Below are 23,350 nucleotides of genomic sequence, written 5' to 3'. Positions count from 1 at the left end.
TTCACTTATTGTTATGCTGATATAATTAGAATAACACTCTCGTGTGCTAATTTGCGCCCAAATTTGTGTTTAAACTGATAAAATAGAACCATTACCACCAAACCGACATTAGTGCGGTTTGTCATTAGCAGGTTAGTGAGCCCTTTTATGAGCCGTAAAAATCAAAAAGCCCCTTGGGAACCAGAAGAAGAAATCATCTGGGTAAGTAAAACTGAGATGAAACGTGACATGGAAGCGTTGCAAAAACTAGGGGAAGAGTTAGTAAACTTAACGCCTAATGCACTAGCAAAAATACCGCTAGATGACGATATGCATGCAGCTGTCAAAGATGCACAACGCTTTAAAAATGAAGCGCGTCGTCGCCAACTGCAATACATCGGTAAGCAAATGCGCTATATCGATCTTGATCCAATCCAAGCGGCATTGGATAAGCTAAACAACAAGCACTCACAAACCACTGTTGAGTTGAAAAAGCTTGAGCAAAAGCGCGATAAGCTCATTACTAATGGCGACAGTATGATCAATGCCATTTTAGTTGATCACCCAGATGCTGACCGTCAGCGTCTACGCCAACTTGTTCGCCAAGCGAATAAAGAAAAAGAACAGGAAAAGCCAGCGAAAGCATATCGCGAAATTTTCCAGTACTTAAAAGAACTGTACATGAGCAACTAATACTCAGTATTAGACTCAAACAATAACGCCAGCATGATGCTGGCGTTATTGTTTTAACGATGAAGTGAGTACCACTCTAACCTAGTCAGTACCACCCACCGTCATGGAATCAATTTTCAAGGTTGGCTGTCCTACACCAACAGGCACGCTTTGACCTGCTTTACCACATACACCCACACCGCGATCGATCTCTAGATCATTACCCACCATCGACACTTGCTGCATGGCTTCAATACCACTACCGATCAAGGTTGCACCTTTAATTGGGCGAGTTATTTTACCATTTTCGATCAAGTATGCTTCCGATGCCGAGAATACAAACTTACCGGATGTAATATCAACCTGACCACCACCAAAGTTTGGCGCATAGATACCATTCTTCACGCTTGAGATAATCTCTTCACGCGAATGTTCGCCTGGTAACATGTAAGTATTGGTCATGCGTGGCATAGGTAAATGCGCGTAAGATTCACGACGGCCATTACCGGTTGGAGCTACGCCCATAAGACGCGCATTCAACTTATCTTGCATATAACCTTTTAGCTTACCGCCTTCAACCAATACATTGTATTGACCTGGGGTGCCTTCATCATCAATGTTCAACGAGCCACGACGATCAGCTAAGGTACCATCATCAACGATAGTACAAAGCGATGAAGTCACTTGTTCGCCCATTTGACCTGAGAACATGGATGATTCTTTACGATTAAAATCGCCTTCTAAACCGTGACCTACTGCTTCGTGCAATAGCACGCCAGGCCAACCTGCGCCTAAAACAACAGGCATAGTACCCGCAGGTGCAGCTTCAGCATCCAGATTAACCAATGCCTGTCGAATCGCTTCATCAGCAAAGTTCAGTGCGACCGTTTTACCGTTCGCTTCCTCTTGGACAAAGAATTCATAACCGTAACGGCCACCGCCGCCCGCACTACCACGTTCACGCTTATCACCACGTTCCACCAATACGCTAATTGACAGACGTACTAATGGGCGAATATCAGCAGCATAAGTACCATCAAGCGCTGCCACCAGCACTTGCTCGTACACACCATTAATGCTGACTGAAACTTCGGTTACCAAAGGCTCTTTACTGCGAATATACGCGTCAATTTCTTCAAGTAACGCGATTTTCTGGTACTTATCAAAACTTGAGAGCGGATCAATCGCCGCATAAATCATTGGAGCTTCAACCGCCGTAAAGGCTTGTACCTTACCGCTGGTACCTTTACGGGCAATACCACGTGCAGCTTTTGCACTTTGCGTTAAAGCTAATTCGTTAATTTGATCCGAGTAAGCAAAACCTGTTTTTTCACCAGTGACAGCACGAACGCCAACACCACGGTCAATGTTAAAGGAGCCATCTTTGATAATGCTATCTTCTAGCACTAAAGATTCGTGCCAGCATGACTGAAAATAAATATCAGCATAATCAACATCTCGCGTCGCAATTTGACCAAGAATACGTTGAAGATCGTCACGCCCAATCCCTGATTGATCCAGCATGGTGTTTTCTACAGTTTTTAGCGTCATCTACTCAGCTCTTATCGTTGCGCTGATGCACTGCAAATCTTGCATGCTGCATCACCGGCATATTTGTTCTTATAGTGTGGCTTAATTTCAAATCAATGTCTGCGGTTAATACCCCAGTCCCTTGTGCTTGGCATGCCACTACCTGCCCCCAAGGGTCAATAATCATCGAATGGCCCCATGTTTCACGACCGTCAAAATGCTCACCCGACTGTGCCGCGGCAATTAACCAACACTGGTTTTCAATCGCACGAGCACGTAATAATACATCCCAGTGCGCTTGCCCTGTGACTCGGGTAAATGCAGCTGGCACGATAATGATATCCGCACCTTTCGCACGAAGTGCGCTGTAAAGCTGGGGGAATCGTACATCATAACAAATCGAAAGCCCTAATCGGCCAAACGGTGTATCGGCAACAACCGTTTCGTCACCGGCTTGAAAAGTGTCTGATTCTCGATAGCTGTGGTGCTTATCTTCAATCTCCACATCAAACATGTGCAGCTTATTATAGTGTGCGACAAGCTGGCCTTTATCATCATAAAGCAGTGCAGTACTCGTCATTGCACCACTTTGCTGACGAATTGGAAATGATCCAATCAGTAACCAGATCCCCAATCTTTCGGCCATTCGGGCAACTGTCGACTGCAAAGGGCCATCACCTAATGCTTCTGCATGTTGCTGATAGTCATCAGTGCTACCAAAGATCAGGGCATTTTCTGGCGTAATCACTAAACGAGCGCCCTGTAACTGCAGTCCTTTCAGTTTCTTTTTAAGCTTGGCGACATTCACTTCAGGATCTCGACCTGAATTCATCTGTACGACGCCAACCTTATTGATCATGCTCTTCATCATTCTCACTCCTTGAATGATTGTTGATTTCGCTTACAGCAGTACTTTTGCCCCTCGACAATGAAAAAAGTACCCTGCCACTTATCTATCGACGTTTATTTACTGTCACTTTCACCCATCGATTCTGGTACCACAAACTCCCCTGTAAAGCGGGATTTTTCAGACACAACAGGCGCATCAATTGGCCCTTTGATCTGATAGTTAATCTGGGTAAATACATCAACTACTGGCGCTAACGCAGTCGAAATAGCTAATACATATAACGCCGTCGGCGGTGCAATGGCAAAAGCCGTTAAGACCGGAATACCAGACGTCAGATCAGGATTAAATCGAACCCGAGCATCAACGGTTTCATCGACTAAATTCGCTTTACCTTGAATAAACATGTCACCCGCTAGGGCTTTCATTTTTATGTCGTCAGTCGTGAAAATACCGTTATCTAACTTGCCTGAACCTCGAATGTAATCAAACGCTAAACCATTATCAAATACACCTGAAAAATCGAGCTGCATTTTACGGATGATCGAATCAATACTGAATAAACCTAATAAACGTCCGGCTCCACCCACATTACTGATAAAGCCTTTACCCGTTTCCGTTTTAATCTCACCGGATAACGTTTCACGGTGCATTGACCAAGGTGCGCCTTGCCACTGAATCGATGCATAACTACTGAATGACGCATCTTCTACCCCGCCCGAAATACCAAAACGTCCCATTAAGTCAGAGCTATTTTCACCATCAATATCAAAAGCGATGTGGGTTTCATTCTGACCATTTGCCAACGTCCAGTGACCATCAAGGCTCAACGAAGTTACCCCAGAATCAATTTGTAGGTTCTGCAGTACTAATGTGGACTCATCATGGCGAAGTTGACCTGACACCTTCCCTAAACGGTAACCTTGAAGCCAAGCATCTTTGATCGTGAGATCCATATCAGGCATGTTTTTCATCACACTCTGATCAAAACTGGTAGCTAAAGGTACATCCGTTTGTGGTACGTACTTATCAGTAGGAAGATCGTCTTCTATCCCTTCTAACAATGGTAAATTAACGTGAATTTTATCCATTACCACATTCAGCGGCTTATATTGCGGCCAGAATGCTTCACCGGTTGCTTCTCGGCTGCCAACAATAAAGTGCCACTGCTTACGACTATCACGCGCAGCAAGCGCAACATCATGCCAATCAAGTGTCGCTAGGCTCAAACGTTTAAGCTGAACATTCACCCGAGTCGGTAACGGTAACTCAGGAAAGGCTGAAGGGGGCGTTTTCATGCTCTTCAGCGATGCTGAGTCATAACGTTCGATCACCTCGTTGGCCAAATCAATCCAACGATCACCATCAAGATAATCACTATTAATGTTGACTATATGAGTACGCTTACCCAATGGACGTAACTGGCTTCCTCCGACAGCAAGATAACTCGATGCTAAAGTTAGGCGCGGTTTGGTCAATGCCAAACGCGTGCGGTACTTCACATCCGGCAATAACAGATCGGCGGTTAACACATCGCCATTACCCTCGACATGCAAGTTAGCCATTTGGCCTGAGCGCTTGTTCGATAAGGTTAATGGATACGGAAGATCACTAGACAGGCTCGATAACGGCGCTTTAAGATCGACCTGATATTTAAAGCCGATATCATGCAAACTCACCCCTACATCCGCTTGCCATTCACTGTGGCCATCAACATGTGCTAGCAAAGGATCATTAAGTTGCATCTGAAGCGGTGCAACTTGCCAATTACCTTTCACACCAATATCAACCTGATAACCCGTTTCAAGACTTTTACCGTCAAAACCAATATCGACTTTTTGATCCAGTAACTTGCCACTCAACCCTTTCGCTGAAATTACATCGTTATCAAAACCAATACTGCCGCTTACCTGTGCTAGCGCAAGTGGTGGCGCATCAATAAGAACAGTATTGTTATCTAGTTTGGCGGAACCCCACGCTCGAACATCAGTGCCATCAAAAGGAATATCCAATTTAAAATCAGCAGTAACAGGCCCCGAAACTTGTACTGTTGATAATGCCGCTCCGACAGAATCAACTAATGGCGTTGCCATCATGTAATCGCGAACAGCTTCACCTTCAGCAGCAACAGCAACGTTGAGCTCCAAATGGCCATTTTCACTCAGCTCTGAGACGCCAGTGACCTTTTTCGCTGTCGCTCTCATGGTTTTAGCATGGCGAGAATCGAGATACATGAAATCATTCTCAAACAATAGGTCCAGCTGCAAATCAGTCAGCTCGGGCCATTCCGTATCAAAGCTGAATTTTGCATTTTTCAGTGGTACTTTTGCTTGAAAGATCCCGCTATGATCGCTGTATGGGTAATCTTGCAGATCGCCATACCACAGCAGTTGAGCGCCTTTCGCCTGCCCACCGCGAATGGCGGCAGATAGATAATCAGTGAGTTCTCTTCCCAACGACAACGTCGGTAAATAGCGCCACGTTTCACCTACTTCATACGCAGAAGCTTCACCATAAAATGATAACCAACTTGGTTTATCTGCTGGGAAATCAATCCGAAACTCACCATTAATCGCTAGGTGTGGTGTGGTCACTTTTAAGCTATCGCTCCAAAGTCGCCAACCACCATCGTTCACTTGCCAATAAGCTGTAACATCACCACTATCAACCGCTAGCGGCGCTTGGAACACATCGCCAAACGGCAGCACATCATTTTGCACGCTCAAAATGGCTCGGCCTGAATGCAAATCGCCGCTGACATTTGCGTCCAGTTTGTGTATGCCTGGAATCAGTTCCCATTGCTTAATACCAAACTGCTCAAGCTTCAAAGAAAAGCGCGGAGACTGCTCACCCACTTGAGCAACACGGATATCACTGACAAAGCCTGAGGGTGATAACTTACGTAATACATCCATCCCTTCGTTGTCAGGTAAAAAATCCATCAATGGCTGCAAATGATCGAGTTTGATCGTATTAACCGCTAACTGCCACTTACCCATTTGCCATTCAGCAGCAAGCTTCAATGCTGGCCAGCTCGTATTATCGCTTTGCCATGACATCGCATTCGTATCAACCCGCCACGAGACTGAGCCATCATCTTCGCGATCAGGCTTAACCGTAATGATCCCGTTCTTAATACCCATTTGGTGGCTTTGTTTGTTCTGATGCCAGGATAAGCTACTGTCTGTCAGTTGCACTTGGCCATTAGTCACATCACCGTTTTGTAACGAGAGCCAAAGCTCCGCATTCACTTCACTACTGGTAATGTCGACACCACCAGTCAGCTGCTTGCGCAACCACGGGGTAAACGACAACTTCTTGCCGTTGGCATAAATCTGCCCTGATAACGATTCAAGATCGCCCTGTTCCGATAAATTGGCACTAACATCAAGCTCACTTAAATGGGTGCCAACAATGCTAATCACGCCTTCCGCACGATGATCGCCTTTATTATTCGCCCATTTAAGTTGGTTAATATCGATTTGGACAATTTCACCCGATGGCGTCCACGTTTTCACTTTGGCATCTTTCAATGAAAAGTGCCCCAGACGAACAAAAAACACTTGCTCTAATTGCTGGGCAATCGACAATTTATCTTGATGTTCAGGTGTCGCTTGATCTACCTCTACGTCAGGCAAGTTTGGGTTTAAACTGGGGATTTGAGTCAGATCGACAGCAAGACCATGAATGCTGACATCTTTAAAAACTGGACGTAATTGAAATGCAGATCGCCATAAATCAAAGCGGACTTCAACATCACCCACTTTAACCAAAGATGGAGTTAGGTCAGATGAACCAACACTGATCCCCTGCAACATCAAAGAAGGACCAAATGTGCGCCAGTGCCCTTCGACTTGTTCAATTTGCAGGTCCATGTCGACCTGCGCAGAAACCCATTGACGAATGGGTTCGCGATATTCGTTAAGCTGAGGAAGAAGAAGACGTAAACCACTAACAGCAATCGAAGCCAGTACTAACATAATTAGTACCAGCCACATCATCCCTCTCGCCAGACGAACGGTAACGTTTGTCACGCAGAGCCTCACTTACATCATGACTACATCAAACTGCTCTTGCACATATAACGGCTCGCCTTTGATCTTCACTTGCTTACCAATGAAAACTTCCAGCTCTGCCAATGCATGAGACTCATCACCCGCCAATGCTTCCGCTACTGCTGGGGCAACATATACGACAAAGCGATCGGCATCGTAAGCGCGGTTTACACGCGTGATCTCGCGTAGTATTTCATAACACACGCTTTCTACCGTTTTAACCGAACCTCGACCTTCACATGTAGGACAAGTCCCGCAAAGTACGTGTTCAATGCTTTCACGCGTACGCTTACGTGTCATCTCGATTAAACCTAACTGAGTGAAACCATTAATGTTGGTCTTCACTCGGTCGTAAGACAATGCTTGTTCAAGCGCAAGTAACACCCGACGTTGGTGATCCTCTGAGGCCATATCGATAAAATCGATAATGATAATGCCACCCAAGTTACGTAAACGTAGCTGACGAGCAATGGCTTTAGTCGCTTCAATATTGGTGTTGAAGATAGTCTCTTCGAGATTACGACGACCAACAAACGCACCGGTATTGATATCAACTGTCGTCATGGCTTCAGTCTGATCAATAATCAAGTAGCCGCCCGATTTAAGCTCTACTTTACGATCCAGTGAACGTTGAATTTCACTTTCGGTGTCAAACAAATCGAAAATTGGCTGTTCGCCAGCGTAATACTGCAGCTTATCACTGAGCTCAGGTACAAACTCATCGGTAAACTCTTTTAGTTTTTCGAAGCCTAAACGCGAATCCACTTGAATACTGTCTAATTCAGTACCAACAAAGTCACGTAAAATACGTTGTGCTAAACCAAGCTCACCGTACAACATAGATTTAGGCTTATTCTTGACACGACGCTCTAATACTTTGCGCCATAAGTGCTTCAAGAAGGCTGCGTCTTGTGCCACTTCATCTTCCGTTGCACCTTCCGCTGCAGTACGAATAATAAAGCCACCCAAATCATCACAATGGTGAGAAACCACTTTCTTTAGACGATCACGCTCTTTTTCACTTTCAATGCGCTGAGAAACACCAACATGGCCAGCCCCAGGCATAAAGACAAGGTAACGCGACGGTAATGTAACATCCGTCGTCAGGCGAGCACCTTTGGTCCCGAGAGGATCTTTGACAACTTGAACTACAAGATCTTGGCCTTGGCGAACAAGCTCTGATATATCCAGTACCTGAAATTGTTTTTTTTCATTTTCAGCAACACATTCAGTATGCGGAACAATATCAGACGCATGCAAGAAGGCGGCTTTATCTAAACCAATATCAACAAATGCGGCTTGCATCCCCGGTAAAACGCGGCTTACTCGGCCTTTGTAAATATTACCCACAATGCCGCGCTTAGATTCACGCTCAACATGGACTTCTTGTAATGTTCCGGCTTCAATCATTGCAACGCGTGTTTCACTTGGCGTTACATTAATTAGCAATTCTGTACTCATTATTGCCTCTAATCTAATTCTAAAAATGCTGTAACCATGATGTCGGTTTCTACTAAAGGTAACCCCATCACAGCGTAATAACTGCCATCGATACGCTCAATGAATTTGCCACCAATACCTTGAATGCCGTAGCTACCCGCTTTATCTTGCGGCTCACCACTCTGCCAATATAGTTCTATTTCTTGCTCTGACAGGGTTTTAAACCAGACTTTCGTGGTAACTAACTGGGTTTCAATATGACCCGCTTTTGCAAGCGTCACGGCGGTTAAAACCTGATGCTCGCGACCAGATAGCATACGCAGCATGCGATGGGAATCTGCGAAGTCAGCAGGTTTTTCTAAAATAATATCGTCAACGACAACGATGGTATCAGCCCCTAAAACGGGCTTATTTCCCTCACTAGCGGCGACGCCAGCCAACGCTTTATCTTGTGAGAGACGCTGTACATACTGCGCTGGGCTTTCATGAGCTTGATGCTGCTCTTCTACATCGACAACGATTCGCTTAAAGGTATAACCGAGCTGTGCTAATAATTCTTGTCGACGTGGTGATCCCGAAGCTAAAAGCAGTTGTATCGCTGACATGAAAACCTTCTTTCTATTATCCACCTAAAAACGCCTTCAAAGAGTGGGCTTTTAGGCTAAATCAGACAAACAGAGCTCCATCTGGAGCTCTGCTAAATATACGTATATACCGTGTTTTTACTTTTATTTTTGCACCCACACTGCACATTATTAACGAATTGAGAACTTACGTCGCATCCTTCGTAATAACAAAAACACCCAAGGCCACAAGATAAAATTAAGTAAAATAGCCCAAGTGCGTTGCGGCTCAAACGTGACTTCTGAGACTAAGTATTCCGCCCAAAACTCAATTAACTTTCCAAGTAACGTCAACATGGCAATCAAAAGTGCCTGCTGTAGTAAGGATAGATTACGTAAGACTTGGAAGTTGAGTGCCACTAAATAGCATACAATCGCCATCATTAAACCACGAACACCTAGCGTGGAACCTAGCATAAGATCCCACAATAAGCCGATAAATAACGCACTCCCCACATTCACGCGATGAGGTAAGGCGAGCACCCAGTAAAAGGTGACTAACAATACCAAAGATGGGCGAAATGGGTCTAACTCTCCGGGCCATGGCGCAGCTTGTAATATCAAGGCTACGGTAATGGACAGCCATATCCAGATACGCCCATTAGAGCGACTATAAGCCATCGCTTAGCCCTCCCGTATTATTCAGTTCTTGTGGTGTCGGCCATACCAGCAACAAATAACGTAAACGGTCGAACTGCACCGTTGGACGCGCTTTGATCTGAGCAAAAGGGCGTTTGTTGTCGAACGAAAACTCCGTCACATTTGCAACCGGATAACCTTCTGGATAACGGCCACCTAAGCCTGATGTCACCAGTAAATCACCCACTTCAATATCAGTACTGCTTGGCACATGCTCTAGCTGGATTTGATCAATCTGCCCACTACCCGATGCGATCACGCGTATATCGTTACGCACAACCTGAACAGGAATACCATGCGTCGGATCGATCAGCAATAACACGCGACTATTATGGGCGCCCACATAAGACACCTGCCCCACAATGCCTTTATCATTGATAACAGGCTGGCCTTCGTAGACACCATCAGTACGCCCTTTATCAATCATCACTTGGTGACTGTAAGGATCTGAATCGACAGCCATCACCTCGGTGATCATTTTTCGTTCATCCCGAATAAAGGGCGAACCAAGTAAATCACGCAGACGTTTGTTTTCTTGCTTTAGTTGCTCAAGTAACAATACATCGCTTTGTTGAACCAATATATCGCGTTTTAGACTGTTGTTTTCAGCCAATAATTGCTGATGCGAGCTGAGTTGACCAGACACATTATCGAGCATCGCGCGAGGAATATTCGCAGCATATTGCAGCGGCGCTATCGCGGAGTTAAGCAGGTAACGGATATTGGCAAAAGCATCAAGGCGACTATCGGCCAGCATAAGGCTGACCGATAGTAATATGGCTAGAAACAGGCGCAGTTGCAGAGAGGGGCCTCTGCCAAAGATAGGTTTCATGTAACGCTATAACCTGTTTTTAAAATTGCCATTGCTGGCATTATTCTTCGCTGAATAAGTCGCCACCGTGCATATCGATCATTTCAAGCGCTTTACCGCCCCCACGAGCAACACACGTTAGTGGATCTTCAGCAACAACAACAGGAATGCCTGTTTCTTCAGTTAATAGACGATCTAAGTCACGTAGTAGTGCACCACCGCCAGTCAATACCATACCGCGCTCTGAGATATCAGATGCTAGTTCTGGTGGACATTGCTCTAGTGCAACCATGACTGCTGATACGATACCTGTTAGCGGCTCTTGTAGCGCCTCTAGGATTTCGTTTGAGTTCAGCGTAAAGCTACGTGGTACACCTTCAGCAAGGTTGCGACCGCGCACTTCAATTTCACGTACTTCATCGCCAGGGTAAGCTGAACCAATTTCGTGCTTAATACGTTCTGCCGTTGCTTCACCAATTAGGCTACCGTAGTTACGGCGAACGTAGTTGATCACAGCTTCATCGAAGCGGTCACCACCAATGCGAACAGACGATGAGTAAACCACACCATTTAGTGAGATAACCGCAACTTCCGTTGTACCACCACCGATATCGATCACCATGCAGCCTGTCGCTTCAGACACTGGCATACCAGCACCAATAGCAGCTGCCATTGGCTCATCGATTAGGTAGACTTCACGCGCACCAGCACCTTGTGCTGATTCACGGATTGCACGGCGCTCAACTTGGGTAGAACCACAAGGAACAGCCACTAGCACGCGAGGGCTAGGGCGAAGAATGCTGTTGTCATGCACTTGCTTAATAAAGTGCTGCAACATTTTTTCTGTCACGTAGAAGTCAGCGATAACACCGTCTTTCATCGGACGAATAGCTGCAATGTTGCCCGGTGTACGACCAAGCATTTGCTTCGCATCGTGGCCAACAGCGGCAACACTTTTTGTACCACCCGCACGATCTTGGCGAATAGCAACAACAGATGGTTCATCAAGTACGATGCCCTGTCCTTTGACATAAATAAGAGTATTGGCTGTACCCAAGTCAATAGACAGGTCATTAGAAAACATGCCACGAAGTTTTTTAAACATAGTCTTCGGCTAATCCTGCAAGCTTACAAATTCGTTAAATTGCGCTAAATGTACCAAGGGGCAGGAAGTGACACAAGGTATGCTTTGTCAAACCTGCCACAGATCGGCATTTTATTTCACAATCACCTTAATTCGGCAAGGCTGTCATACCTTTTTCGCCTCGATAGATAATTCGGTCATTACCTCGATAAACCCCAAAGGTCACGACAGTTGAAGGGCTTTCGTCACCTTCTCCCCGCCAGTTATACGTCAACCAAGGCAACTTAGTAACACCAAGGCCTGCAGGGCAAGCAATAGTTTGCTCTCCAGCTTTTGCCTTTGGTGGAGTGGATACTAACTTATGCCAGAAACGCACTTGCTCTCGGTAATAATCAGTGCGATTTGGGTTAGCCTGAATATCTAGTGTCTTACCCGTAGTGACATGCGTACCGTTACCTTGTAGAACCGACTTAGAATTCGCACTATCAGCAGGCCAAATCATTTGCTTACAGTAATTGCCACCATCAAATGGCGAATAGCTATCATCAGTATTTAATATGAATTTCTGGCCATCCCAGTACTCAACACGCATCGGCACAGTAACCGTTTTATCAAATGCAGTGCCAACATCATCCAAAGCCATTCGACCATAACGGGCATCAAGTCGACCAGCTAACGCTGAACCGACAAAGGTTTCATTGTCAGTGATTAGATTTTGCGGTGATGAACGATAATCAATAGGATCGGTATGATCACTTCCTTTGCTATAGAGCACTACTTTCATATTTGGAAAAGTGCGATTGTCTGTCACCGTTGTAGAGCTTTTCTTTGGATCAATCCGGCGAGTAAAGTTAACATCAGACACAGACTTAGAAATCGTTGCCTTATTCCAATTAATTAACCCAGTCGACATCGTCGGTGTAACGCGTGAACGCCAGTCATTATTAGCTTTTAGCGCAGCATCACCATCCACTAAGGCCACATTCACTTTAGCTTTTAGCGACTCAGCAAACTTACTGTAATTGGTTGTTGCTTCGGTGTAACCATTCGCTTTTGCCGTTAGCGTAAAATCATAACTCCACCCTTGATTCATGTAGGTGAACCCTGTCAGCGAATTTGCAGGATGGGCATTTTTCACTGCGCTTGAGGTTAACTCAAAATACGCAGGGTAAATACGGCCAACTCTAAACGGTGCAGGAGGAACAGCCACTCCTTTTTTCAGGTAGTCATCAGATCCTAAACCCACCTTAAAACTACCGACATCGCCCCAGCCAACAATACCTTTACCATATTCAGAGCCCGCTTTGAATTTAGCATCAACACCAAAAACATTGCCCCCAAGTTGCCCATTAGTCGGGGTATCTAACGAATAAACCCCCACGTTTAAATTCGTTTGAACGGTATCATCAACAAACTGAGTTAACTCAGGACGAGCCGCAGCACAGTAATAATCTTCATTTTGATTAACTATTGGGGTTTTAAAATCATCATTCGATGCATAGCTATTACCCAGCCATGCAAGCGGCTTAGCATAAAAATTAATGTGCTCACCGGATTTAGCTAACCCAGCGCCACTGGTTGCATCGCCTTTAAACAAAGAGTGATTTTTATCTTTCCAATCACATAGCGCCAATGCAAATGGGCGGAAATAAAAGTCTTCACTGGCAGTCATCTCTGACGGTTTACCTTCAAATGCTTTATCTTTTAACGCTAACGTTACACGTCCCGCCTCCGGATATATGCCTTTATTGCCCGCCGCTTTACCTTTCTCGAAGGTAAAGTCGAAATCACCTTTTGCTTCACGTAGCGCTGAGCCGCTTTTGTTCGCTTTGATTTTAAGTTTCACACCAGCAGTATTAGGCAATTGGCTATGAGAAACCGTTAATTTACGCTCCCCCGTATAATCTTCCATCACATCACAACGTCGACTATTCCCCGATCTAGCCTTAGCGACAATATCCCAGCTAAATTCGCGCCCAGCAATTTGGCCAAACGGGACATTATCGACAAAGTCTTTATTCTCAATGGCTAATGCAAAAGGCACAAAAGTGTAAGCACCAGCTGTTTTAGTAACATCACCATGACTGGTGAGTTTGGCTTGAATATTGATTGATGCGAGATCTTTACTCGATAGCTTATATTTAACCGAGCCAGTCGCATTGGTAAATGTATGGGTAACAGATGACGGACAAGTGCCTATAGGTGCAGAGGCACTATCAAACCAACAAACATCGGCGTTATTGGGTGTTGTTGATGGCGCTGTGATTGCCATCGTGCCTGTAAAGTTTTGCGCTACTTTATTGGTGGTTTCATCAATGATGGAGAAAGTAATTTCTTCACCATCACAGGCCAATACTTTATCTTTTTTATCTGGCGATATTTCTAAGCGATAAGTCGGGCCAGAATCAAAACAGTCACTATCGCCAATAATTTTGGCATAAGACTCCATTTTTAATTCACGAGTAGTGACGGCGCCATACAACACGGTATTTTTTAATAAAACCTCATCGCCAGTGAATATCAACGCTTTAGCGACAATTCCCTGGCGATTATCTTGACCTGCACTTCCCGCATCCATTTTGACTTCAGAATCTGAATTATGACCAAGAATAATTAAATTATCAGGCTTGCTACCTTGTTCATAGTTAATAAACCCTGAGCCACTCACTTTAAATTCATCTAAAATATGAACGGTAACTTGACCATTGACAATAAGCTTAGAACTCCCTTCCAACTTAAACTCTTGCACCCAATATTCACCAGAATTTAAAGTTAAATTTGAAGAACCTTCGACTTTTATCTCTTTATATCGGTCAGGCGAAATAGTTTTACTACCGGTACTTAATTTAACTTCTTTATTACCATAACGGAAAGTTTCTAAAGATGGCGATGGAATCATTAAACTAGGTGTAGGCTCACAGGCTCGATTAACACAGCTATCGTAGCTAAATTTCATGTCACCATTTTGAGGAAAACCAAGCTGGTAGCCACTCATCGCATTATAAATTTTCGAGTGTTCTTTTACTTCAGCTTCCGCACTATGGCTCCATGTCTGCGCGGGCCCAGTAAAAATATCGCAAACCTCTTCGCTGACTTTGCGCTGAAAAGCCATAAAGCCCACTTCTTCATCGGCATGTTTTCGTTCTAATTGTTTTTGCTTTGCTTCATTTAAATCTTCATCATTAACAAAGCTAACTGCATAGTTACCATTCTTTTTCTTTAGTTGGCACATTCGTAGCCAACCACCGTTAGGCCCTTGACGTGACGCTTTTGAAGCCAGAATAAAAGGTTCTTCTGTAAATGCACTTGAACTAGGAATCGTCATCATGCCATCGCATTGATCAAGAACCGGCTGAGTTACTTTCTGAAACCACTTTAGCGAGTTATCAAGTGTATTAGGGGTCGTACCAGAGCCCATAGTAAATTGAAGGCCCTTATAAACCCCGGTACCTTCTGCGACTAAATAAGCAACATCTCGCTTACCGCCCTTATAGTTATTCTGATATCGATGATTCCACTGATTAACTTCAGAATGATCAAGCCCGACATAGAAAGCATGATTAGATGAATTATTTTCGATATAAGGAACGACAGGCGTAATCCATTTGGGACGAGTTGTCATATCACTTCGATTCCCTTGTAGTGAAACAATCACACCTGGTGAGCCAAAGCCACTACCAAAATCAACTTGATTAAGTTCGGAATATGATGGTCGGCCTCCACTCACCACATAACGATCTACCTTTGCTAGTCCAGCCTTTATTCGACCTTTGGACCCAAAATTAACCTCACCTTCCTCTATAACAAAATAATATATTTTTTTGTTGGCTATTTTTTTTAAACAATAACTCGAAGAACATACGCTACTTTCAGGCTTTATTTGCACTAAGCTACTGTCATAAGGAGCCAAGAATTGACGAATTTTAGCCGACTTATTAGTGATATTCACGATATTCAATGCAGACGGTGCATCTAAGCCATTGCGTGTAATGGTCGACATAACAAAAACCAATGGTTTTTTTGCATACGTCTTTTTAAAGGTAATTTCACATTCATGATTAAAGCAATCGCTAACATTCAACTCACCAAATTCAAACTGTGGCTCGGCCGCTTGCAGTGAAAAACTAAACGCAATAAGGCAAATACTGATCAAATATTTTATTATTTTCATTATTCATTCTCACTCAGATCTTTTGCCCAAGTTTCTTGGATCCGTGTCACCGCATACTTACCCGTACCACATGTTGCTGTCGCTTCCAGCTGATAGCGATTAATCGTCTTACCGTTTTCTGTAATTGTTGTGGCAGTGCAAGATGCCGATACTGACGAACAAGAAAACTTATCTGCTGATATTGGATAATTAGATATACAAGCCTTTGGATTCGACTGCTTACTGCCTAGCGGAAACAACTGAGTAAGCGCATACTCATTGGCACTATGGGCCGCAAACCACGCTTGTGTGGCAAACACTTCACGGCTGGTCATCTCTTGATTCGACCAATCCAGTTTGACCATGGCAGCCGCAAACACCGCCATGACAGTAATGACTACCAGAGACAGAACCAGTGCACTACCTTGTTGTTTTTTATAAGACATTCAACACCTGCACTGTATGATCATAACTCGTTATCTCACCATCAACGTCAGCAGAAAGGCTAATATGAATCATCCCATTGCGGCTTAATCCAGGTGCTTGCGCCGAGATATCCATATTCGATACGCCCCCCGCAATGAGATTCTCAGGCATATACTTTGCTAATGGCTTCTTATCACCAGTAAATCGATAAATTTTATTTTGAAAATAACAATATGATACTTGTTCTCTGTACAAGTAAGCTCGATTCGCTGGTGAGGTAACCGTTAAGTCATCTTGAGTCGTTAGCTCAATATGACCAGCGGGATCCGCTGCGGCCTTAGTGACTTTATTGCCATTGATATATTGTGATGAAGAGCCAAACCCAATAGCCAAAAAATAATTGCTTAGCTGTTTGTTAATATCCGTAACTAACGCTTTTGATTCTTGGTCTGAGCCACTCAAAATAAAGTCGACGCTTCTTCCTTGTGGCTGCCTCAAGTAAAAGCCCGATTGAGTAACAGGATAAAACGATAGACAGGTATTTGCTTCACCAGCAGTATTTGAATCTAGAAAGACACTATTAGGTGCAGCATGACGGACTTCACGGGTGATCTTCTCTACCGCAAAGCGCAGTTCCGTTTGCGCACGATCACGATTGACCGTATCGGTATATCCTTGCACACCTAATTGAAAGTAACTACCAACCGCTAAAGAGATCACCCCTAGCACGACCAGTGATATCACCATCTCTAATAGCGTAAAACCACGAGAGAGCTTCATTAATAATTCCCTCGATAGGCAACAAAGTCATACAGACCATAGCGCCCAGTATCAACTTCAATTGCAATCCGCTTAAAGGTTTGTTGAGCTGGGTCTCCCACCCCATTCGAAGGTGAGCCGTAACTCACATCAACCCGCAGCGTCATATTGTTATAGCCAACATCTTCATCTGGGGTGCGGCTTGGGTCTAATAAATTCTCAATCAACCCCTGCCATTGATAAGATAAATAGCGCTGACGGCACAGCTTGGCATCTCCCCAGCAACCATGAAAATCATCGACATCATCGGCAAACTCGACGTTTAAACGCTGACCAATGACATCACCGTTCGCATCTACAATATCGGTATATTCCAGCGGATCATCTTCGGGCCAGCGGCCAGTTACAACATCAGGCACGGTACAAGCAATACCACTCTCACCACAACGTAAATGTACATCACGTACAGGTTCAGAATTATGGTCAAACTTGCGTGACAAAATTTCATTCAAAAAAGCATTACTGATTGCAGCTGCTCGGGCTTGGTAATGCGGCGTGGCGGAACGCTCAACTTGCGGGAAGATAAAACTGGTCATGGTCACCATAGCAATCCCCAGAATGACAATGGTAATCACGCCTTCGATAAGGGTAAAACCCGCTTGTCTATTCGATGATAATTTAGCAGGCATATATGTACCCTTCTTTGTTGATACACATACTGCTTTTTTGGTTATTACTATTTAAAAAATCAAACTGACAGATTGTAGTACACGCCTGTACCTTCTTGGCAGTCACCCCTTTACCAGTAAAATAAAAAGGTTTACCCGTGATATCAAAATACAATTCCATTTTTGAGGAACTTCCTAGCTCGTCAAAACGAATATTCAACTGATCATCAGCGGTTAATGGCGGCAACAAATCTGGAAATTGTTGGTGGCATGTCGCCGTATTCGGGCTGCCAAAATAATCTTGCTCGATGATTAATGCGTAACAAGAACCTGATGAGGATATTGATTGGTTCATCGCCATAATTTGGATTTGGCGCGCTAAAGAAATACTAACATCGCGATTAAGGAAAGCATCGAAGCTATCACGACCAACAAATCGAGAAGCAACCGTTCCACTAACGATACCTATTAGTAAAATCACGACAATGAGTTCAACGAGGGTGAAACCTCTATTACGGTGGGTCATACATTGCCTTGCGATAGCTGACTCTATTTCATAAAAACACGGTATGCTTTTATGAAATAGAGCCTCAAAAAGAGGCTCTATATAAGTGGTTACTTACAACCTTCAACAGTCGTTACAGCACCAGACGTTGCTGATGTTGCTTCTGTATAAAGTACGTAACACTTCGTTACGGGATCTTCAGCATAGTTCTTTAACGTAAACGCTTTTTTAGTACCACTTGCACCTGAAACAGATGTTGCTACTTTCCACTCTGAGGTCAAGTCAAGTTGTACCGCTTTTTCGATATCAGTTGCTTTCGGGTAGCCATATGCAACATTCAAGGTTTCGTTATCAACAGTAATTGTATCTGAATCTTTTCTTTCTTTACCTTCGATTGCAGACTTACCATAGACGATACCAGCAGCACCATTAATGGCACCTTTAAGGCCTTCCAGTGATGCGTCACGAGCATCATCTTGCAAGTTAAGGAATCGAGGGGCAGCTGTAACCGCTAAAATACCTAAAATAACAATAACAACCACTAGCTCTATTAGGGTAAAACCATTTTGACGTTTCATAATATTCACTCTTTTATATTAATAAAGCTTACTTACAAGCGTTATCAGCAACCGTTACTTTTGCAGCAGCTGCTGCAGTAGCTGCTGTGTATTCCACAAAACAATTTGAATTAGCAGGTACACCATTCGCGTATTGCTTAAAGGTCAACTGAACTGTTTCACCCGCATCATTGCTAGTTCCAGTACCACTTACAATTACCCAGTCATCACTAAAGTTTGATAATGTTGCAACAATGCCAGCAGAAGTAGCTGTCGGGTAACCAAAAATTGTTTTTACAGCATCACTGCCGCTACCAATATCAACTGCACTACTACTACCCTCTTTACCCGCAATCGCCGCTTTACCGTAAACGATACCCGCGCCGCCATTGATTGCGCCTTTTAAGCCTTGCAGCGAAGCATTACGCGCATCGCCTTGCAGATTCAAGAATCGAGGTGCCGCGGTCACCGCTAAAATACCCAGAATAACAATAACAACCACTAACTCTATAAGCGTGAAACCACCTTGACGCTTCATAAATAACTCCTACCTTTTTAATAACTTGGTTATAGGCTAATTAAGCACTACTTCTACTTGCCCTTTTGCAGGCTTATAAATGAATGAATGTCCGGAGGTTAAATTACTCACGACATCACCTTGAGAGTTAGCTGACGCTAACTGATAATAACGACAGGCACTTTGCGCATCTGCTGTTTCTTTCGTTACATAAAACAGGTATTTCCCTGTTTCTGCTTCTGCACTGCTACTGGTTACCAAAGGTGGGTTTTGCAATAGGTTTCGCATTAAATCCACACAATCTGAACTGTCCACAGCTGTAATTTTTTTGTCACTCAAAGATACTGGGTAACCATCACTAACAGTGCCATCTGTCGTTGCAACTGTTAGGTAAAATTCAGTGCCATCATAATTTACTTTTTGCACGCGACTTGCACCAGAGCCCTCAACGGGACGACCATAAGCTTCCCATTGCGCCCTCGCAGATAACGCAGCCGTCGCATAACCACCCGCAACGCCTTGAATTGAAGCCTTTTTTGCTTCATCCGTCACATTCAAAAAGCGAGGAAGTGCTGCAACTGCCAGTAAACCGACAACAATAATCACAATCACTAATTCGACTAATGAAAAGCCTACTTGTTTTTTCATACCCACCCCACGCAAAGCGTCAACTTTACGACTATTTTATTGCCACAAAGTCGTTAAACTTTATTGTCTCATTTTCATAAAATAATTCCAGCCATTTCCCTGTACTTATTTGGTAGACGCATGATTCATAAGTCACAGATTTAGCTTCTTTTGTATACAGCAAAGAAATATGGGGTGGCGGAATATTGACGGGGGTTAATATTCGCCATAATTGATAACAATCGAGGTTATTATTTTGCTCAATAAGAGGCCAACCTAGCTTGGTAAAGTGGAGATCCACACCATCAATTTCCATGTGATCAGGCCGGTTGTTTAACTCCCATGATTGCCGTAACGAAGACGCACTTTCATACAATGAATTGATGGTCAGTTTCAAGGCAACATCTTCCGCCTTCGCATTCACTTTTCGCCACTCATTTTGCAGCACAAAAACCAGCGTTAGTATCAAGACAAACCATATGAAAAATTTATAGCGCCCAACTTGGCGTACATTAAACGCCTCGGGCAACATCAAGCATGCTCCACATTGGGACAAAGATCCCCAAAGCTAGGACTAGCACCATCGCAGCAACCACCACCAATAGAAGTGGCTCGATACGTGCGGTTAGCGTTTTGAGGTCGTAATCCACTTCACGATCATAGAAATCAGACGCCTCAAGCAGTAACTCGTCGACTTGGCCGGTTTCTTCGCCTACCGCTATCATCTGCAGTACTAAAGGCGTAAATACCCCAGACTGAGTGGCTGTTTGTGAAATACTGTTACCGCCCTCGATGCCATTTTTCATGTCAATGAGGCGCTTTTCTAAATAACGATTACCTAACGCTTCCGCTGCCATTTGCAACGCTTGGTTAAGAGGAACACCCGCCCGGATCATCAATGAGAAGGTGCGAGAAAAACGTGATAACTGCGCGCGATTAACTATAGTGCCGATGATCGGTACTTTTAAACGCCAGCCATCCCACTTTTCTTTACCCTCTGCGGTATTACGCCACAAACGTACAACAATCCAAGTAATAGCAAGCCCACCGAACATTAACGGCCAATAGTTAACAAAGAAGTTAGAGGTACCAATCAAAATCCGCGTTGGCAGTGGCAGCTCTACACCGAAACGTTCAAACATGGAAGCGAACTGCGGGATCACTTTAATATTCAGCACTGTCATCGCAATCATGATGGCCGATAAAACAAAAATAGGATAACGCATCGCGGATTTAATCCGACGGCGGGTTTCCATTTCTTGCTCATAATAAAGTGCGAGCTGATATAACGAATCGTCTAAACGGCCAGTATTTTCACCAATATGGATCATCGACACAAAAAGTTCGGAGAAAACGCGAGGGTGCTGGCCCATTGATGATGACAATGAACGCCCATTTGTCACTTCCGTGGCAACACTCTCTAACGTTTCTTTCATCAATGGATTATTCGCACTCTGAGCCAATCCATTTATTGAACGCAGCAGTGGAACACCCGCTTTCGTCAAACTGAACATCTGACGGCAAAAGATAACCAGCATATCGAGTGGCACTGTACTTTGGAAAAGCGCTTTCACATCGAGGCCAGCAGACTTCGCCCTACCTTGACGAATGTCGAGTGGAATTACACCTTGGCGCATCAATATATCAGCTGCCGCTTCTTGCGACGCCGCATCCAATTGACCCCGCAGCATCTTGCCTTGGCTGTCACGTCCTCGATAGTTAAAAATCGGCATGCTTTCGCTCTCTATAACAAGCTATCATCGATAAAATCCCCTTCGCCAAGCTGGATCACTTCATCTAAACTCGTTCTTCCCGCTAATGCGAGTTCTAACGCAGAATTAATCAGTGGCTTATAACCTTTACTCATACGGGCAATTTGGCTAAATAGTACGGCATTGTTATCTCGCAAAGCGTCCATCATAGATTGATCAAATTCAAGTAACTCGAAGACACCGATACGTCCACGATACCCCGTAAAGTTACAGCTTTGACACCCTCGGCCTTGTTGGAATACTTCTTCCTGTGCATCAGGAAAGCGTGCTTTCAACCACTGTGCTTTGGCGTCATCAAGTTGCTCGGGCTCACCACAGTCCGCGCAGACTTTTCGCACTAAACGCTGTGCTAAAACGGCACGCACACCACTGGCAACAAGGTAACCCGGCGCTTCCATATCCATCATTCGCAGTGCACTATCAATCGCGTCATTGGTATGTAACGTCGATAATACAAGATGTCCTGTTAGTGCTGAGCGTAGGCCAATTTCGACCGTTTCTTGATCTCGCATTTCCCCCACCAAAATGATATCGGGATCTTGGCGTAAGAAAGTCCGTAGAATCGATGAAAATGTCAGGCCAATCTTGGCATTCACTTGAACTTGGTTAACGCGCGGCAATCGATATTCCACAGGGTCTTCTGCGGTGATCAGTTTTTTCCCAGGCTTATTCAGCTCACTCAATGCGCCGTAGAGTGTGGTCGTTTTACCCGAGCCCGTAGGCCCAGTGACTAATATCATGCCGTGTGGACGTTTAAGTTGACGACGAAAACGTACCAGAATATCGGCAGGCATTCCGACTTCGTCAAGGCTTAAAATCCCCGCAGACTGATCGAGCAAACGCATCACGACCGACTCTCCATGCTGTATAGGCATGGTCGAAACACGCACATCAACCGAATGGCCACGTACTTTGACATTAAAGCGACCATCTTGCGGAAGACGTTTTTCTGAAATGTCTAACCCACCCATGAGCTTTAAGCGCAGTACTAGCGCAGACGCTACGCTCGCTTCATTAAGTAAGGTTTCATGAAGGACACCATCGATCCGTTGGCGAATACGTAATACGTTTGTATCCGGTTCAATATGAATATCTGAAGCGCCCACTTGGATCGCATCTTCAAATAAAGAGTTAATCAGTTTAACGACGGTTACTTCGTCGTTTTCAGTATCTTCTAAACCAAAGGTGTAATCAGAGTCGCTTTGATGCTCAGCTTGTAATTGCTCAGCAAACGAGACAATTTCTTTAGTACGTCGGTAGTAACGATCAAATGCATTAATTAATTGACCTTCACGGGTGATCACCAGCTCAACACGGTAATCCTGCAACTGATCATAAACCGCTTCCTGAGCCGCAAGATCCGCGGGATCACTCATCGCAACACGCACAGTATCGCCGCGATGGCTGATCACCAAGGCACGTAAGCGACGTGCATGAACTTCACCCAATAGGGCAACCGCTTCTGCATCAATATTGGCGCGGTTCAAATCGACCAGTGGAATATCAAGCTGGCGCGCCAAAAATTCCAGCATCTGTTTTTCAGTCAAAAAGCCTAAGCTAATTAAGGTATCACCTAGCTTTCGGCCTGATACTTGTTGTTGATCAAGCGCATGCTCCAGCTGTTGCTGAGAAATAATGTCTTCCTCAACCAACAAATCACCAAGACGTTTACGTAATCGGATTTGCATG

Annotated in this window: 20 protein-coding genes; 1 reads left to right on the top strand and 19 read right to left on the bottom strand. The window is 44.4% G+C overall.

Annotation, left to right across the window (positions count from 1 at the left end):
* Nucleotides 1-147 precede the first annotated feature (147 nt).
* Nucleotides 148-672 carry a ribosome biogenesis factor YjgA gene (yjgA, locus tag ASV53_RS00425; protein ID WP_062689604.1) on the top strand — a complete coding sequence of 175 codons (525 nt, stop codon included), beginning with the start codon at nucleotides 148-150 and terminating at the stop codon, nucleotides 670-672.
* Nucleotides 673-753: 81 nt separating this feature from the next.
* Here yjgA and tldD read toward each other — a convergent pair whose 3' ends face one another.
* The 19 genes from tldD to ASV53_RS00330 form a co-directional block, all read right to left on the bottom strand.
* On the bottom strand, nucleotides 754-2,202 hold the full coding sequence (tldD, locus tag ASV53_RS00420) for a metalloprotease TldD (protein ID WP_094955693.1): 1,449 nt from the start codon (nucleotides 2,200-2,202) through the stop codon (nucleotides 754-756).
* Nucleotides 2,203-2,206: 4 nt separating this feature from the next.
* Nucleotides 2,207-3,037 carry a carbon-nitrogen hydrolase family protein gene (locus ASV53_RS00415; protein ID WP_094955705.1) on the bottom strand — a complete coding sequence of 277 codons (831 nt, stop codon included), beginning with the start codon at nucleotides 3,035-3,037 and terminating at the stop codon, nucleotides 2,207-2,209.
* Nucleotides 3,038-3,144: 107 nt separating this feature from the next.
* The gene (locus ASV53_RS00410; RefSeq protein ID WP_094955692.1) at nucleotides 3,145-7,062 is read right to left on the bottom strand and encodes a YhdP family protein; all 3,918 of its coding nucleotides are present in this window, start codon (nucleotides 7,060-7,062) and stop codon (nucleotides 3,145-3,147) included.
* A 12-nt stretch (nucleotides 7,063-7,074) separates the two neighbouring features.
* Entirely contained in the window at nucleotides 7,075-8,544 is a 1,470-nt protein-coding gene (gene rng, locus ASV53_RS00405; RefSeq protein WP_062689600.1) for a ribonuclease G, read from the bottom strand.
* Between the two features lie 8 nt (nucleotides 8,545-8,552).
* Nucleotides 8,553-9,128: a Maf family protein gene (locus ASV53_RS00400; RefSeq protein ID WP_094955691.1), complete on the bottom strand. Its 576-nt coding sequence runs from the start codon at nucleotides 9,126-9,128 to the stop codon at nucleotides 8,553-8,555.
* A gap of 150 nt (nucleotides 9,129-9,278) precedes the next feature.
* The gene (gene mreD, locus ASV53_RS00395; RefSeq protein WP_094955690.1) at nucleotides 9,279-9,767 is read right to left on the bottom strand and encodes a rod shape-determining protein MreD; all 489 of its coding nucleotides are present in this window, start codon (nucleotides 9,765-9,767) and stop codon (nucleotides 9,279-9,281) included.
* Nucleotides 9,757-10,617, bottom strand: coding sequence for a rod shape-determining protein MreC (mreC, locus tag ASV53_RS00390; RefSeq protein WP_094955689.1), 861 nt, complete (start codon nucleotides 10,615-10,617; stop codon nucleotides 9,757-9,759). Before mreC ends, mreD begins: the two co-directional genes overlap by 11 nt.
* Nucleotides 10,618-10,657: 40 nt before the next feature.
* Nucleotides 10,658-11,701, bottom strand: a complete 1,044-nt coding sequence (locus tag ASV53_RS00385; RefSeq protein WP_048899201.1) for a rod shape-determining protein — start codon at nucleotides 11,699-11,701, stop codon at nucleotides 10,658-10,660.
* A 127-nt stretch (nucleotides 11,702-11,828) separates the two neighbouring features.
* Complete coding sequence (locus ASV53_RS00380) at nucleotides 11,829-15,851, bottom strand: DUF6701 domain-containing protein (protein ID WP_094955688.1); 4,023 nt, start codon at nucleotides 15,849-15,851, stop codon at nucleotides 11,829-11,831.
* Complete coding sequence (locus ASV53_RS00375) at nucleotides 15,851-16,276, bottom strand: hypothetical protein (RefSeq protein ID WP_094955687.1); 426 nt, start codon at nucleotides 16,274-16,276, stop codon at nucleotides 15,851-15,853. Before ASV53_RS00375 ends, ASV53_RS00380 begins: the two co-directional genes overlap by 1 nt.
* Entirely contained in the window at nucleotides 16,266-17,036 is a 771-nt protein-coding gene (locus ASV53_RS00370) for a PilW family protein (protein ID WP_094955686.1), read from the bottom strand. The genes ASV53_RS00375 and ASV53_RS00370 overlap by 11 nt, the downstream gene beginning before the upstream one ends.
* Entirely contained in the window at nucleotides 17,036-17,704 is a 669-nt protein-coding gene (locus ASV53_RS00365) for a type IV pilus modification PilV family protein (RefSeq protein WP_094955685.1), read from the bottom strand. Before ASV53_RS00365 ends, ASV53_RS00370 begins: the two co-directional genes overlap by 1 nt.
* Nucleotides 17,694-18,209, bottom strand: a complete 516-nt coding sequence (locus ASV53_RS00360) for a type II secretion system protein (RefSeq protein ID WP_094955684.1) — start codon at nucleotides 18,207-18,209, stop codon at nucleotides 17,694-17,696. Before ASV53_RS00360 ends, ASV53_RS00365 begins: the two co-directional genes overlap by 11 nt.
* 89 nt (nucleotides 18,210-18,298) lie before the next feature.
* Nucleotides 18,299-18,766: a type II secretion system protein gene (locus ASV53_RS00355; RefSeq protein ID WP_094955683.1), complete on the bottom strand. Its 468-nt coding sequence runs from the start codon at nucleotides 18,764-18,766 to the stop codon at nucleotides 18,299-18,301.
* Between the two features lie 28 nt (nucleotides 18,767-18,794).
* Nucleotides 18,795-19,283, bottom strand: a complete 489-nt coding sequence (locus ASV53_RS00350) for a prepilin-type N-terminal cleavage/methylation domain-containing protein (RefSeq protein WP_094955682.1) — start codon at nucleotides 19,281-19,283, stop codon at nucleotides 18,795-18,797.
* Nucleotides 19,284-19,319: 36 nt separating this feature from the next.
* The gene (locus ASV53_RS00345; protein ID WP_094955704.1) at nucleotides 19,320-19,910 is read right to left on the bottom strand and encodes a prepilin-type N-terminal cleavage/methylation domain-containing protein; all 591 of its coding nucleotides are present in this window, start codon (nucleotides 19,908-19,910) and stop codon (nucleotides 19,320-19,322) included.
* Between the two features lie 31 nt (nucleotides 19,911-19,941).
* On the bottom strand, nucleotides 19,942-20,313 hold the full coding sequence (locus ASV53_RS00340; protein ID WP_141226215.1) for a hypothetical protein: 372 nt from the start codon (nucleotides 20,311-20,313) through the stop codon (nucleotides 19,942-19,944).
* A gap of 88 nt (nucleotides 20,314-20,401) precedes the next feature.
* Nucleotides 20,402-21,622 carry a type II secretion system F family protein gene (locus ASV53_RS00335; RefSeq protein WP_094955680.1) on the bottom strand — a complete coding sequence of 407 codons (1,221 nt, stop codon included), beginning with the start codon at nucleotides 21,620-21,622 and terminating at the stop codon, nucleotides 20,402-20,404.
* A gap of 11 nt (nucleotides 21,623-21,633) precedes the next feature.
* On the bottom strand, nucleotides 21,634-23,349 hold the full coding sequence (locus ASV53_RS00330; RefSeq protein ID WP_094955679.1) for a GspE/PulE family protein: 1,716 nt from the start codon (nucleotides 23,347-23,349) through the stop codon (nucleotides 21,634-21,636).
* Nucleotide 23,350 lies beyond the last annotated feature (1 nt).

The sequence above is a fragment of the Photobacterium sanguinicancri genome, assembly GCF_002265265.1.
Taxonomy (GTDB): domain Bacteria; phylum Pseudomonadota; class Gammaproteobacteria; order Enterobacterales; family Vibrionaceae; genus Photobacterium; species Photobacterium sanguinicancri.
The sequence above is the reverse complement of the archived record's forward strand: the minus strand, read 5'-3'. Positions and strand labels throughout refer to the sequence as shown.